This is a genomic window from Ostreiculturibacter nitratireducens (genome assembly GCF_032670585.1).
Classification (GTDB): Bacteria; Pseudomonadota; Alphaproteobacteria; order Rhodobacterales; family Rhodobacteraceae; genus Ostreiculturibacter; species Ostreiculturibacter nitratireducens.
Genome location: NZ_JAVQHL010000002.1, coordinates 129698 through 143422, shown reverse-complemented (window position 1 = coordinate 143422; position 13725 = coordinate 129698). Strand labels below are relative to the sequence as shown.

Below are 13725 nucleotides of genomic sequence, written 5' to 3'. Positions count from 1 at the left end.
CCGATGCTAGGGGCGGTCGACGAAGCTGTCCATTCAAGTTTCGCCGGCCCTCATCAGCAGCGCGAGCGCCGCCGTCTCGACGCCGAGGGACGACGCCGCCATCTCGGTTGCCGCGCCGAGCCGCGCGGCTTCGGGCTTGTTCTGGTTCAGCTTCCATGTGCCCTGCACATCCTCGATGGCCAGACTGCACGCAACGATCTGCCGCATCATCCGCTCGAGGATGTCGCCGGGCATCTTCGATGTCCGCCAGGGCGCCTTCGGCAGCAGGCGTTCCTCGAACTCGGCCGACAGCGCGTCGAGATGCCTGCGCAGATCCTCGGCCGGCAGGACCTCGAGGCGACCGCGCAGATGCACGGCCACGTAGTTCCACGTCGGCACCTGGTCCTCGACTCCGTACCAGTCGGGCGAGACGTAGCCGTCCGGTCCGGTCACTGCCAGAAGGGCCGGTTGCGGCTGGGTCAACGCCCGGGCGAGGGGATTTGAGCGGACGAGATGCGTCTCCGCCCGTTTCCCGTCTTGGGACAGGACGAACGGAACATGCGCCGCAAGCGGCCCGTGTTCTCCATTAATGGAAAGAACGCCGAAGCCACGCCCTGCAGCGAAATCAAGGCTGGTTTCTGCGGGCGTCTTCCTGAAAGCCGGATTGGGATGCATCGGGCAAGTCCTCCTGCCCGATGCGTAGTCCTGATCACACGGCCGGGCAACCGGCCTGGCTGCGGCGGAACGGCCGCCGCAGGTCCAAGGTCACTCCTGGAGCGATTCCAGGTACAGCGCCACCGAGAGCACGCGACCGCGCACTTCCAGGACGCTGCCATAGGGGTTTTCCGGCCCCATGCCGTCGGACGTGAACAGGCGGCCGAAGACCGGCATCGGTCCGCCGTGTGCCCGGAGCCCCGTGCGCCCGTCGATGATGTGGATCACCTTGAGCATCGGGAATTCGCCGTCATTGTTCTTGGATAGCAGTGTCAGGTTCGGCGAGGGGATCGTCATGACGTTCGCCATGTCGCCATCGCCCTTGCCGCTTACCCCGTGGCATGCCGCGCAATAGTCGGTGTAAAGCTCGGCTCCGACGTCGGCATCCTGCGCAAGCGCCGGCGACAGCGCAAGGCAGCTAGTAACGGTCAGCGCGGCAAGCAGACTTCCATTCCTCATGTGATCCTCCGAACAGCGTCACGTTTCCGGTAGGTTACCGTAGGACGCGGATTGTCGCGGAACAATGATTCAGATCAGTGGTGACCCGACGTCGGGCCCCCGGAGGCCCCGGGTTCACGCGGTCAGACGCTGCCCGTCATGGCCGGTGATCCGGGCCGTGATGATCTGCCCCTCGGGCTGATCCGTGGCGAAGGCCACTTCGGTGAACTGCTCCGTCCGGCCGATTCGCGGGCCTTCGGTCAGGATCCGGTGGCTTTGCCCCACCTGCTCGGCCAGGTGCCGGACAAGCCGTGCCTCCCCTGCCGCCCGAAGCCGGGACGCCCGGTCGCGGATCGCCGCGCCGTTGACCTGCGGCATCCGCGCCGCCGGCGTGCCCTTGCGGGCCGAATAGGGGAACACGTGAAGAAACGTCAGGCCGCAGTCCTCCACGAGCTTCAGCGAGTTTTCGAACATCGCCTCGGTCTCGGTCGGGAAACCCGCGATGATGTCGGCGCCGAAGATGATGTCGGGGCGCAGGCGGCGAGCTTCCTCGCAGAAGCGGATGGCGTCGTCGCGCAGGTGGCGGCGCTTCATCCGCTTCAGGATCATGTCGTCGCCCGCCTGCAGCGACAGGTGCAGATGCGGCATGAGACGCGGTTCGGTCGCGATCGCGCCCATCAGCGCCTCGTCCGCCTCGATCGAATCGATCGAGGATATCCGCAGCCGCGCGAGATCCGGCACGAGGCGAAGGATCCGCATCACGAGATCGCCAAGGCGCGGTTCGCCGGGAAGGTCCGCCCCCCAGCTGGTCAGGTCGACCCCGGTCAGCACGACCTCCAGAAATCCCTTGTCCACGAGCCTCTTGATCTGGTCCACCACCATGCCCGCCGGGACCGAGCGGGAATTGCCGCGGCCATAGGGAATGATGCAGAAGGTGCAGCGGTGGTCGCAGCCGTTCTGGACCTGGACATAGGCCCGGTGGCGTCCGAAGCCGTCGATCAGGTGGCCCGCCGTCTCTTTCACCGACAGGATATCGTCGACCTGCACCCTCTCCGTCTCGCCGATCAGGTCGGGGGCGCGTAGCGTGGCCCAGGTCTCGGCCTGCATCTTTTCGGTATTGCCGATCACCTTGGTGACCTCGGGCATGGCCGCGAAGGTTTCGGGTTCGGTCTGCGCGGCGCATCCCGTCACGATGAGCGTCGCATCGGGATTTGCGCGGCGAAGCCTGCGAATCTCCTGCTTGGCCTTCCTGACCGCCTCGGCCGTGACCGCGCAGGTGTTCACCACCACCGCCCGCTCGACGCCGGCCGCGGCGGCGAGTTCCTTCATCGCTTCCGTCTCGTAGGCGTTGAGCCGGCAGCCCAGCGTGGTGAATACCGGGGCCGTCATTCCAGGCCGGCGAGGAATGCGGGCGTCAGGACGCCGTCGAATACATGCGCCGTGGGGCCGGTCATCCAGACCCCGTCGTCGCGCCAATCGATTTCCAGCTGGCCGCCGTCCACATGGACCGCCACGCGCCGGCCGGTCAGGCCACGGCGCGCGGAAGCGACCGCGGCGGCGCAGGAGCACGAGCCTGAGGCGAGCGTGATGCCGGTGCCGCGTTCCCAGATCCTGAGGCGGATCGCATCGGGCGAGAGGACCTGGACGAATTCCACGTTCGTCCGTTCCGGGAACAGCGGGTGATGTTCGAATTCCGGTCCGCGCGCGGCCAGGTCCACCGCCTCGGCATCCTCGACGAAGAAGGTGCAGTGCGGGTTGCCCATGCCGGTCGCGACCGGCGCGCCCTCGATCGGAAGGTGAAGCGTATCGACGTATTGCGCCAACGGCACTTCGCGCCAGTCGAGGAGCGGCGCACCCATGTTGACCCGCGTAAGCCCGTTTCCGGCGTCCTCGGCCTTCAGGAAGCCCCTTTCGGTCCTGAGCGTCAGCCGGTCCTTGCCCGTCTGGTCCATCAGGTGCCGCGCGATGCAGCGCGTCGCGTTCCCGCAGGTCGCGGAGAGGGAGCCATCGGCGTTCCAGAACGTCAGCCGCGCATCCGCTTCCGCATCCGTCTCGATCGTTGCGAGCTGGTCGAAGCCGACCCCCCGGTGACGGTCACCAAGGGCTCGCGCCAGCGCGGGCGTCACACGCGTCGAAGCGCTCCGCTGGTCGATGACCACGAAGTCGTTGCCAAGCCCATGCATCTTCATGAAGGCGAGGCCATTGGAGGAAGGCGCGTTGCTCATGGCGCGCCATATATACGGCGGAAAGGCGCGAATCCAGCGGGCCTGAACGCGCAGGGCGGGCCGGGGGTTTCCATCTGGCGGGGGTTGGCACTATGGTCCGCGCGACTCAAGCCCCGCGCAGCCACGCCGCGCGTCTCACGGATACCCGAATGCCGGACCTTTCGATCGTGATCCCGATGCGGAACGAAGCGGGCAATGCCCCGAGCCTTCTGTCCGAGATCGCGGCCCTGTCCGGCGCGCTCCCGGACTTCGAGGTCATCGTCGTCGATGACGGCTCGACCGACGGCACGGGCGAAGCCGCCCGCAGCGGCTGGACCGCGGCCGAGCCCCTGCGCGTGCTGCGCCATCCGGTCTCGGGCGGGCAGAGCGCTGCGGTTCACAACGGCGTTCTTGCCGCAAGGGGCCGGATCTGCGCGACGCTCGACGGGGACGGGCAGAACCCGCCGTCCGAGATTCCGAAACTCGTCCGCCCCCTCCTCGGGGACAAGACGGGCCGGGTCGCCCTCGTCGCCGGCCAGCGTGTCGGGCGGAAGGATACGCTGTCGCGCCGTCTCGCCTCGCGCTTCGCCAACGGGCTGCGCTCGCGGCTTCTGAAGGACGGCACGCGTGACACGGGCTGCGGGCTGAAGGCCTTCCGGCGCGAGGCATTCCTCGCGCTTCCCTACTTCGACCACATGCACCGCTACCTCCCCGCCCTCTTCAAGCGCGACGGCTGGGAGGTCGCGCTCGTTGACGTGAGCCACCGCGAAAGGGTCGCGGGCCGGTCGAACTATTCCAACCTGAAGCGCGCACTCGTCGGCATCTACGACCTCATCGGGGTCGCCTGGCTGATCCGTCGCCGCAAGAAGACGCGCCCGGAGGCGGAACATGATTGAGACGGCCTTTTCCTGGCTCGGCGTCTCGGGCTGGGCAGAGTTCTGGTGGGTCGCCTTCGGGCTTTTCGGCCAACTCCTCTTCACCGCGCGGTTCCTCGTCCAGTGGCTCGCCTCGGAGCGCGCGCGCAGATCGGTCGTGCCGATCGCCTTCTGGTATTTCTCGATCGGCGGCGGGCTCATCCTGCTGAGCTACGCGATCTACCGGAAGGATCCGGTCTTCATCCTTGGCCAGTCGATGGGGGTCTTCATCTACATGCGGAACCTCTGGCTGATCTTCGCAGAGCGTCGCGGTGGCTGAGCCGCGCGGCTGGATCCTTCCCGCCTTCGGGATCGTCGCCGGGGTCACGGCGCTGCGCGTCCTGCTCCTTGCCTTCAACCGGACCGACCTCTTCGTGGACGAGGCGCAATACTGGTTCTGGGGGCAGGAGCTTGCCTTCGGCTACTATTCGAAGCCACCGCTGATCGCCTGGGTGATCCGGGCCGCGACAGAGATCGCGGGCAGCGACACGCCGTTCTGGGTCCGGCTTCCCGCGCCCCTATTCCATGCGGCGACGGCGATGTTCCTTGGCGCCATCGCGGCGCGGATCTACGGACGGGCGGAGGCTATCGCCGTCGCCGCGGCCTTCGTGACGCTGCCGATGGTGGCGGTCGGTAGCCTCCTGATCTCGACCGACACGATCATGTTCCCGTTCCTCGCGCTGGCGCTTCTTCTCTACTGGCGTCTCGTCGAGGAAGATGCCGGTACGCGTTCATCTGCCCTGCCGCTCGGCGCCGGGATCGCACTCGGGCTCGCATTCCTCGCGAAATACGCGGCGGTCTATTACCTCGGGCTCACGGCGGTCGCGGCGGTCATCTGGCCATCGGTGCGGCCGCGCCCTGGCGATGCCGCGCTGATTCTTCTCGCCTTCGGCCTGACCATCGCCCCCAACGTTGCCTGGAACGTGTGGAACGGTTTCTCGACCGTCACGCATACCGCGGACAACATCGGCTGGGTCCGCGAGGGCGCAGGGCTGAACTTCGCGGGTCTCGCGGAGTTCCTCGGTGCCCAGTTCGCGGTCTTCGGCCCGATCCTGTTCGGCGCGTTTGCCCTGCTGGCGGTCGTCCGGGCGCGCGGCGGCGCGCGGCGGGTTCCCGCCATCCTCCTCGTTCTCTCCCTGCCGATAATCGGCCTCGTGTCAGCGCAGGCCGTTCTTTCGAAAGCCTACGCCAACTGGGCCGCCGCCGCCTACCTTGCAGGCACGCTGGCGGTCGTGCCCTGGCTCATGCGGCGCCCGCGCTGGCTCGCGGCCTCGTACGTGGTCAACGGCGTCATATGCCTCGTCCTGCCGGTCGCGGCCGTCTTCGCGGACCGGCTGCGCGCGGGGGACGATCTCCTCCTCAAGCGGTATCTGGGCCGGGCCGAGCTGAGCGATGCTCTCTTCGCCGTGGCGCGCGAGTCGGGGGCCGCAGCAATCGTCTCGGACGACCGGGACATCCTCGCCGACCTCTTCTACACGGGCCGGGACGCGGCGCTTCCCGTATTCGCCTGGCCGGAGGATGGGCCGCCCCCGCATCACTATGCGCAGAAACATCCCTATTCCGGCGAAAATGCGGGTCCGGTCCTTGTTGCGGGGCTGAGGGACAGGGCGCTTCCCTGCGCCGGCGAGGCGCGCCCTCTCCCCGCGATGACCGGCGGCCCCGGGGCGTATCAGCGGCGAACCATCCAACTGTTCCTCGTGCCGCCGGACTGCTGGAAGGCCGACTGAGCGATCTCTTCAGAAGACATGCGTTTTAGCCCTTGACCCGCCAAGGGAGTTTCCCTAGACGGAGCCCGCGTGTGGGCCCGTAGCTCAGTTGGTAGAGCAACTGACTTTTAATCAGTGGGTCACAGGTTCGAATCCTGTCGGGCTCACCACCACCCAAAAAGGCCCAGGCGGAAACGCCTGGGCCTTTTGCGTTTCGCAGATGGGATATCGTGCAACGCTGGCCGGTTCCGAGTGCCGATCCGGAAATGCCGGGTGATATGGCGCGGCCAACAGGGGCATCGGCGCGCAGGAATTTGTCCATGACCTCAGGTCCTTGACCGCCCTTTCGAGAAGCGTCCGTTCGCTGCCGCAAGGCGCGAGAGGATGTATCAGCCTCATTCCGCGTGACGCTTTTGAACCGGCCTTCGCCGGATGCATTTCCGACCGCCTGCCGAATGCCTATATACTCTGTGCACCATGCCGCATGAGCACCCTGAAGACATGACATCGACGGAGCCGACCTACCTGACGACGAAGGAGGTCGCGGATCTTCTGCGAGTGAAGGAGCGCAAGGTCTATGACCTCATTGCCGCGGGCGAGATTCCGCACCGCCGGATCATCGGCAAGCTGCTGTTCCCGCGGGCCGAGATCGTCCAGTGGATCGAGGGCACCGCGGGCAATGACACGGGCGAACGCCCGGCCGTTCTGACGGGGTCGCACGATCCACTGCTCGACTGGGCGGTGCGGGAATCGGGCTGCGGGCTGGCGACGCTGCTGGACGGCAGCGGGAATGGCCTGGAAACCTACGCCGGTGGCGACGCCGCGCTCTGCGGGCTGCATATCCCGGACGGCTACGACTGGAACGTGGGAATCGTCGCCGGACGTGGTCTTCGCGGCAGCGTGCTGTTGACCTGGGCACAACGGGCGCGCGGTCTTGTGCTCGCGCCCGCAATTCAGGCCGAGGTGGCGTGCTTGTCCGACCTCAAGGGCAAGCGCGTGGTGATGCGGCAGCCCGGGGCGGGGGCGGCGGTGCTGTTCGAACGTCTGCTCGCTCGCGAAGGTCTCTCGCCGGAGGATTTCGTGGCCGCCGCCGGATATGCCCGCACGGAAAGCGATGCCGCTGCCGCGGTTGCCTCGGGGGAGGCGGATGCGGCGCTGGGGCTCGAAACCATGGCGCGCCAGTTCCACCTGGGCTTCCTGCCCCTCGTGACCGAACGTTTTGACCTGCTCGTCGACCGGCGCGCCTATTTCACCGAGCCGGTTCAGAAGCTTCTTGCCTTCACGCGCACTCAGGCTTTTGTCGAAAAAGCCCGTGCGATGGGAGGGTACGACCTGTCGGGGATGGGCGAAGTCCGGTGGCTGTCGCCCTGAGAAGTGACGAGGGCGCCGATCACGATCGGGCCGGCGCCCCGTTTGGCATCAGTTCCCCGCGTTCGGGAAGAAGAGTTGCTGGCCGTCGATCTGGAAGCTGGCGATCGCTTCCTGGCCTTCCGGGGAGATGACCCAGTCAACGAATTCCTGGCCAAGATCGGCCTTCACGTTCGGATGCTTTTCCGGGTTCACGAGGGTGATGCCGTACTGGTTGAACATCCTCGGGTCGCCTTCCACGACGATCTGGTAGTCACCCTTGTCGCCGAACGAGATCCAGGTCGCGCGGTCGGTCATGATGTAGGCGCCCATGCCGGTGCCGGTCGTCAGCGTCGCACCCATGCCGGCGCCGGTTTCGCGGTACCAGTCGCCCGAAGCGGCCGCCACGTCGATGGCCGCTTCCTTCCAGAGGGCGAGTTCGGCGATGTGCGTGCCGCTGTCATCGCCGCGCGAGGCGAAGGGGGCCTGTGCCTCGGCGATCCTGGTCAGCGCGGCCACGGCGTCGGACGACCCCGCGACACCTGCGGGATCGGAGGGCGGGCCCACGATGACGAAGTCGTTGTACATGACGTCGAAACGCTCGACGCCGTCGCCGTCCGCAACGAACTTTTCCTCGGCCGCCCTGGCGTGAACGAAGAGAACGTCACCGTCGCCATTGGCGGCGTTCTGGATGGCCTGACCGGTGCCGACCGCGACCACGCGCACCTCGATCCCGGTCTTGTCCTGGAAGATCGGCAGGATGTAGTCGAACAGGCCCGAGTTCTGGGTCGAGGTCGTGGACTGGACCACGATGAACCTGTCCTGCGCGTAACCCGGGCCGGACAGGCCAAGCGCGACGAGCGCCGTCGCGGCAAGGCTCAGAAAACCACGTCTGATCACATCTATCTCCTTGTTTTTCAGACTTTCAGGATTTGGATCCGCCAAGATAGAGACGGCCTTCGAGCCATGCCCGCGCCGCCTCGGATTTCGGATTGTCGAGCACTGGCAGAACACCGCCGGTTTCCGCGATCCGCCCGTCATGCAGAAAGATCAGGTCGTCGCCGAGCCGCCGAGCCTGCCGGGGATCGTGCGTGATCATGACGACGGTCACCCCGTCCCGATGGGCCTCGTTGGTGAGGGCTTCGATCGCATGCGTCGATGCCGGGTCGAGGCTTGCGGTCGGCTCGTCGAGGAACAGGATGTCCGGCTTGCAGGCGAGCGCGCGGGCCATCGCCAGCCGCTGCTGTTCGCCGCCCGACAGGACGCGGGCGGGCCGGCGCGCCAGGTCCTCGAGCCGTGCGCGCGACATTGCTTCGGCTTCGCGCCGGGCGCGCTCCGCGCCCTGAAGGCCACGCACGGCCAGCGCGAAACGGAGATTTGCGAGAGCGGAGCGTCTCAGCATCACCGGGCGCTGGAACACCATCGCCTGGGCCCGCCGCGCCGCCCCGTCCAGGGGGGCGCCGCGCCACAGCACCTCGCCCCCGCTTGGCGGGATGAGACCGTGGAGAAGGCGCAGCAGCAGGCTTTTCCCCGTCCCGTTCGCGCCCATGACCACGGTTCGACGGCCTTTGCGAATGACGACGTCGACGTTGTCTATCAGGCGCTTGCCTCCAGCGTCGAAGCAGAGCCGCCGGGCCTCCATCAGCGGCTCCCCCCCGGCCGCACTCGGCGCGGCGATCTCGGCATGCGTATCGTAAGCCACGTCACGCATAGGCGGACCGGACGGAAGAAGCGCGGATCGCCATCACGCAGGCATTCACCAGAACGGCTATCGTCAGGAGCACGACCCCGAGCGCGAGCGCGAGCTGGAGATTGCCCTTCGATGTCTCGAGCGCGATCGTCGTCGTCATCACGCGGGTCACGTGGTTGATGTTGCCGCCGACGATGATGACTGCGCCGACCTCCGCGACGGCCCGTCCGAAACCGGCAAGAGCGACGGTCAGTAGGCTGTAGCGCGCATCCCAGAGAAGCGCCCCGACCCGGTCGAGGGGCCGGACGCCGAGGGACGCGAACTGTTCCGCGTATTCGCGGTGCAGGTCCTCGATCACCTGCCTCGTCAGCGCCGCCACGATCGGGGTGACGAGGATCGTCTGTGCGATGATCATGGCAGTCGGCGTGTAAAGAAGACGTAGCATCCCGAGCGGACCGGACGCCGAGAGCATCAGATAGACGAGCAGGCCGACGACGACGGGCGGCAGGCCCATCAGCGCGTTCAGGATGACGGTGACGACGATGCGGCCGGGAAAGCGGAACGTCCCGACGAGAGCGCCCAGGGGAAGGCCGATCAGGCAGGCGAGGAATACCGCCGTCAGGGTGACGCGCAGCGACAGCAGGATGATCTCCATGAGGTCCCGGTCCCCGGCCAGAATCAGGCCTACCGCTTCTCCAAGGACACCCAAAAAGCTGTCGGACACCGAATTTCCTCCCAACTGTTCGGAAAAAATACATGAAAATGCATCAAAATCCATCCCATGTCCGACCAGGTTTGATGCATTTCCGCTGCGAGCTCCGAAACCCCATGAGCGTGGACCCAGCCAAGGGCCCGGCTTTTCCTGACTTCCCTTCGGTTGTAGGCTGTTCGCGGAAGTCCTTTTGAGTTCGGGGAGGCGACAGATAATGAGCCACGGAACCACCCGGGCCGCTTCCGTCGCCGATCGCGCCCGGTCGCTGACCGGCGAGATATCCGGAGCCTTCGGGGATCTCGGAACGTTCCTGCCCTACGTGATCGCCGTCCTCGTCGCGGGCGTCTTCGCGCCGACGCCGCTCTTCCTGGGGTTCGCCGCGGGGTATCTCCTCGTCGCGCTGGTCTACCGGCTTCCGATCGCCGTTCAGCCGATGAAGGCGCTTGGCGCGATGATCGTCGCCGGAGCGCTGAGCGCGGAGGGCGCGGCCTGGGCCGGAGCCATCATCGGCGCGACCCTTCTGATACTCGCGGCAACGCCCCGGCTCGACCGGGCAGCGCGCTCGATTCCGCAATCCGTGGTGACGGGGCTTCAGGCGGGGCTCGGTCTTGTCCTCGGGGTGGTGGCGCTGAACATGATGCGGTCGGACTGGACCCTGGCGCTGCCCGCTGCCGCGATCCTCGGACTGTCGCTCGTCTGGCGGCGCGGCCCCTGGGCGCTTCTGGTTGTCTTCGGCGCGCTCCTCCTGGTTCCGGCATCGCAGCCGCCGGACCTTGCGGTCGCGGGGTCTGCTGACGCCGCGCTCGTGCCGGCGGTCCTGTCTGGCATCATGTCGCAGCTGCCCCTCACGCTTCTGAACGCGGTGGTCGTCGCTGCCGCCTTGGCGAGGTCGCTCTTCCCGCAGGACGCGCGGCGCGTCAGCGAAAGAAGGCTCGCCGCAACGAGCGGTTTCATCAATCTCGCGCTCGTGCCGCTTGGCGCCATGCCGATGTGCCACGGTGCGGGCGGCATCGCCGCGCATCACAGGTTCGGCGCGCGCGGTTCGGTGGCACCTCTGGTCATGGCGCTTTTCTGCGTGGCGGCCGCCGCGGCGGGTCCCGGCATCGTCAAGGTGCTCGCGGCCATCCCGCTGCCCGTGGTCGGTGCGCTTCTTGCCCACGCTGCCGCCGACCTGCTGCTGACCCGGAGAATGTTCGATGCCCGCCCGGATTGCCGGCCGGTCATCGGGGCCACTATGATCGCGACCTACTTCCTTGGCGCCCTTTTCGGCCTCGTCGCCGGGCTGGCGGCGGAATCCCTGCGCGCACATATCGTCAGGAAACGCCATTCGGCATCATCGGGCGCGGGCCGGTGAACCCGCGATCAGGGAAAGGATGAAAAGGTGACGAGCGGAGCGAAATCAGTGATCATCGAGGCGTCCGACCTGACGCTCGCGACCGATTGACGTCGACATGGGTGGCGGGTCTTCGGAACTCCGTGAAAATGAGGTCGCGGTGGAACTGCCGGAGCCCGACGACGCGCGCCTGCGATTCATCGGGAGGATCCGGACGCCCTGGCAGACGCGCGAAGAATGCCCGCGCCAGGGTTCGCCGGACGGGCCGGAGTGCCGCGTCGAGCTGTCCGAACCCTGGGGTGCGGCGCTGGCCGGCCTGGAAGACTACGAGAGCATCGAGCTTCTCTACTGGCTGGACCGGGGCCGCAGGGACCTCGTTCTGCAAAACCCGGGGCGCGACGGCCGCATATTCGGCACCTTCGCGCTGCGCTCACCGGTCCGGCCGAACCCGATCGGCACATCGCTGGTCCGGCTGGTGAGGGTCGAAGGTTCCACGCTGATCGTGCGAGGGCTCGACTGTCTCGACGGGACGCCGCTGATCGACATCAAGCCAGACCGCTGCGCCTTCGTGCCGAAGGCCCCGAAGAAGCCGTGACTGACCGGGTGCCCTCCCGCGTCGTCCGGGCAATCAGTCGGCGGCGGTCTGGCGTTCTGATCTGGGCACGATCCGCAGTGCCCGCAGGGCGTTCAGGATTACCGCCACGTCGATTACCTCCTGCAGAAGCGCGCCTTGGACCGGCGTGATATGGCCCATCGCGGCGGCGATCATGCCAGCGACGGAAAGGCCGATCCCGACGAAGACGCTCTGGAGCGCGATGTTCCGAGCGCCTTGCGCGATCTCCATTCCCGGCAGCGCGCGGTCCAGACGGTCGACTAGGAGCACCACATCCGCGGCTTCCGCCGAGGCGGCCGCGCCGCGCGCGCCCATCGCCACGCCGATGTCCGCCGCGGCCAGGGCCGGCGCATCGTTCACGCCGTCGCCGACCATCATCACCGGGCCGTTCTTGTGTTCGGTCAGCACGAGGAGAACCTTCTGATCCGGCGTGAGTTCCGCCCGGACCAGGTCCAGGTCGAGGCCCTCCGTGACCGCGTTCGCGACCGCGTGCCGATCGCCCGTCGCAAGGACGATCCTGTCCACCCCGATGCCGCGCAGGCGCGAAAGGAGGTTGTGCGTTCCTTCCCGCAGCACGTCCGAAAAGACCAGCCGCCCGGCGTGCCTGCTGTCGATCCCTATCGAAACGAGGACCGATCCCGCCTCGCGGTTCGTTCCGTTGCCGCCGTCCGGTCCGATCCGCTGGGCCACGAAGTCCGCGCCGCCGACCAGAACGGAGTGGCCGCCGACCCTGCCGGAGACGCCTTCACCCGGCATTTCCTCGGCCGCCTCGGGCGGCACGAGCGCCAGCCCGCGCGCACGCGCCTCCATCACGAGGGCCTGGGCGATCGGATGCTTGGAGGCCTGGTCGAGCGACGCCGCAAGATGGAGGATTTCGGCTTCGGAGAACCCCGCCTCCACCTCCACGGAGACGAGCTTCGGCCGTCCTTCGGTGAGCGTCCCGGTCTTGTCGAGGATGAGCGTTCGCACCCGCGCCAGGATCTCGAGCGCCTTCGCGCCCTTGATCAGCACGCCGAAACGGGCCGCCCGCGACAGCCCGGCGACGAGGGCCACCGGAACCGCGAGGATCAGCGGACAGGGCGTCGCCACCACCAGGACCGCGACCGCCCTGATCGGATCGTCGGTCGCCCACCACGCCGCCCAGGCGAGCGTCACGGTGACGGCGAGGAACCCCATCGAATACTGGTCGGCAAGCCGCGCCATCGGCGCCTTGGATTTCTGCGCCGCCTCGACCAGCCGGACAATCCCGGCATAGGTGCTTTCCTCGGCCCGCCGCGTGGCGGCGAGGTCGAAGGCCTCGCCCGTGTTTGTCGCCCCGCTGAGGACCGCGTCCTCTGGTTCGAAACGCTGGGGCATCGCTTCGCCCGTCAGGGCGGAAAGGTCGAGGACCGCGCGCCCGGAGGCGACGGTGCCGTCAACGGGCACCACGTCACCCCGGCGGATCAGCAACCGGTCGCCGGGCTCCACCGCGTCAAGGGGCACCTCCTCCAGCCCGCCGTCCTGATGCCGCATCGCGGTTCGCGGCACGCGTGACAGGAGGTCGTGCATCTCCCGCCTCGCCCGTCCTTCGGCGAAGGCCTCGAGATAGTTTCCGCCGGAATACATCAGCGCCACCACCGCCGCGGCGAGTTCCTCGCCGAAGACGAGCGCGGCCGTCATCGACAGCGCCGCGACGATGTCGAGGCCGAATTCACCCGCGCGCAAGCTCGTGACGATCTCGACGACGAGCGCGGCGAGGACAGGCAGCGTGGTGAGGATCCAGCCGAACCGTGCAAGGTCCGGCCGGCCTGCGAACCAGAGGGCCGCGCCAGAGGCGAGCCCGATCACGGCGATTCCCAGAAGCGCCTTCTGGAGCCGGTCTTGGTGTTGTTCAGCCATGGGGTCCCTTCTCCGGGTCCAGTCGCGAGAAGACACGGGTCGGGTCCGGTTGGCAAGGCGCCGCGCAACGCAGATCGCGCAGGCCGGCCGTCTGCCTCGCAGCCCCATTGACAGGCGGTGCCCGGGTCGGGAGAGAATTGGGCCGTCGAGCAGGCTCTTCAGGCCCGGATCCCACTCGGCCGCAAGCGTCACCACCG

Annotated in this window: 14 protein-coding genes and 1 tRNA gene; 7 read left to right on the top strand and 8 right to left on the bottom strand. The window is 67.5% G+C overall.

The genetic code is table 11. The annotated features are described in order from the left end of the window. Positions 1–33: 33 nt before the first annotated feature. The 4 genes from ABCN56_RS07975 to dapF form a co-directional block, all read right to left on the bottom strand. On the bottom strand, positions 34–654 hold the full coding sequence (locus tag ABCN56_RS07975; RefSeq protein ID WP_343080276.1) for an FMN-binding negative transcriptional regulator: 621 nt from the start codon (positions 652–654) through the stop codon (positions 34–36). Positions 655–744: 90 nt separating this feature from the next. Beyond that, positions 745–1152 carry a c-type cytochrome gene (locus ABCN56_RS07970; RefSeq protein ID WP_343080275.1) on the bottom strand — a complete coding sequence of 136 codons (408 nt, stop codon included), beginning with the start codon at positions 1150–1152 and terminating at the stop codon, positions 745–747. A 114-nt stretch (positions 1153–1266) separates the two neighbouring features. Next, positions 1267–2520, bottom strand: a complete 1254-nt coding sequence (mtaB, locus tag ABCN56_RS07965; protein ID WP_343080274.1) for a tRNA (N(6)-L-threonylcarbamoyladenosine(37)-C(2))-methylthiotransferase MtaB — start codon at positions 2518–2520, stop codon at positions 1267–1269. Next, on the bottom strand, positions 2517–3356 hold the full coding sequence (gene dapF / locus ABCN56_RS07960; RefSeq protein ID WP_343080273.1) for a diaminopimelate epimerase: 840 nt from the start codon (positions 3354–3356) through the stop codon (positions 2517–2519). Before dapF ends, mtaB begins: the two co-directional genes overlap by 4 nt. A gap of 149 nt (positions 3357–3505) precedes the next feature. On the opposite strand from dapF, the gene ABCN56_RS07955 reads away from it, so the two are divergent. The 5 genes from ABCN56_RS07955 (at position 3506) to ABCN56_RS07935 (ending at position 7326) form a co-directional block, all read left to right on the top strand. Beyond that, on the top strand, positions 3506–4231 hold the full coding sequence (locus ABCN56_RS07955) for a glycosyltransferase family 2 protein (protein WP_343080272.1): 726 nt from the start codon (positions 3506–3508) through the stop codon (positions 4229–4231). Continuing rightward, on the top strand, positions 4224–4529 hold the full coding sequence (locus ABCN56_RS07950; protein WP_343080271.1) for a lipid-A-disaccharide synthase N-terminal domain-containing protein: 306 nt from the start codon (positions 4224–4226) through the stop codon (positions 4527–4529). Before ABCN56_RS07955 ends, ABCN56_RS07950 begins: the two co-directional genes overlap by 8 nt. Beyond that, positions 4522–5976, top strand: a complete 1455-nt coding sequence (locus ABCN56_RS07945) for an ArnT family glycosyltransferase (RefSeq protein ID WP_343080270.1) — start codon at positions 4522–4524, stop codon at positions 5974–5976. The genes ABCN56_RS07950 and ABCN56_RS07945 overlap by 8 nt, the downstream gene beginning before the upstream one ends. A 73-nt stretch (positions 5977–6049) precedes the next feature. Further along, a tRNA-Lys gene (locus ABCN56_RS07940) sits at positions 6050–6125 on the top strand. A gap of 331 nt (positions 6126–6456) precedes the next feature. Beyond that, positions 6457–7326, top strand: coding sequence for a substrate-binding domain-containing protein (locus ABCN56_RS07935; RefSeq protein ID WP_343080269.1), 870 nt, complete (start codon positions 6457–6459; stop codon positions 7324–7326). A gap of 48 nt (positions 7327–7374) precedes the next feature. Here ABCN56_RS07935 and ABCN56_RS07930 read toward each other — a convergent pair whose 3' ends face one another. The 3 genes from ABCN56_RS07930 to ABCN56_RS07920 are packed head-to-tail and all read right to left on the bottom strand — an operon-like array spanning position 7375 to position 9716. After that, on the bottom strand, positions 7375–8202 hold the full coding sequence (locus ABCN56_RS07930; RefSeq protein WP_343080268.1) for an ABC transporter substrate-binding protein: 828 nt from the start codon (positions 8200–8202) through the stop codon (positions 7375–7377). A 25-nt stretch (positions 8203–8227) separates the two neighbouring features. Next, a complete protein-coding gene (locus ABCN56_RS07925; protein WP_343080267.1) occupies positions 8228–9013 on the bottom strand; it encodes an ABC transporter ATP-binding protein in 786 nt (261 codons plus the stop codon). Further along, positions 9006–9716: an ABC transporter permease gene (locus ABCN56_RS07920; RefSeq protein WP_425466088.1), complete on the bottom strand. Its 711-nt coding sequence runs from the start codon at positions 9714–9716 to the stop codon at positions 9006–9008. Before ABCN56_RS07920 ends, ABCN56_RS07925 begins: the two co-directional genes overlap by 8 nt. Positions 9717–9918: 202 nt before the next feature. On the opposite strand from ABCN56_RS07920, the gene ABCN56_RS07915 reads away from it, so the two are divergent. Next, the gene (locus ABCN56_RS07915; protein WP_343080266.1) at positions 9919–11058 is read left to right on the top strand and encodes a putative sulfate/molybdate transporter; all 1140 of its coding nucleotides are present in this window, start codon (positions 9919–9921) and stop codon (positions 11056–11058) included. A 97-nt stretch (positions 11059–11155) separates the two neighbouring features. Continuing rightward, positions 11156–11632 (top strand): tRNA (N6-threonylcarbamoyladenosine(37)-N6)-methyltransferase TrmO, encoded by a 477-nt coding sequence (tsaA, locus tag ABCN56_RS07910; protein WP_343080265.1) that lies wholly within the window; start codon positions 11156–11158, stop codon positions 11630–11632. 33 nt (positions 11633–11665) lie between these two features. On the opposite strand, the gene ABCN56_RS07905 is transcribed toward tsaA, so the two are convergent. Next, positions 11666–13528, bottom strand: coding sequence for a heavy metal translocating P-type ATPase (locus tag ABCN56_RS07905; protein WP_343080264.1), 1863 nt, complete (start codon positions 13526–13528; stop codon positions 11666–11668). Between the last annotated feature and the right edge of the window lie 197 nt (positions 13529–13725).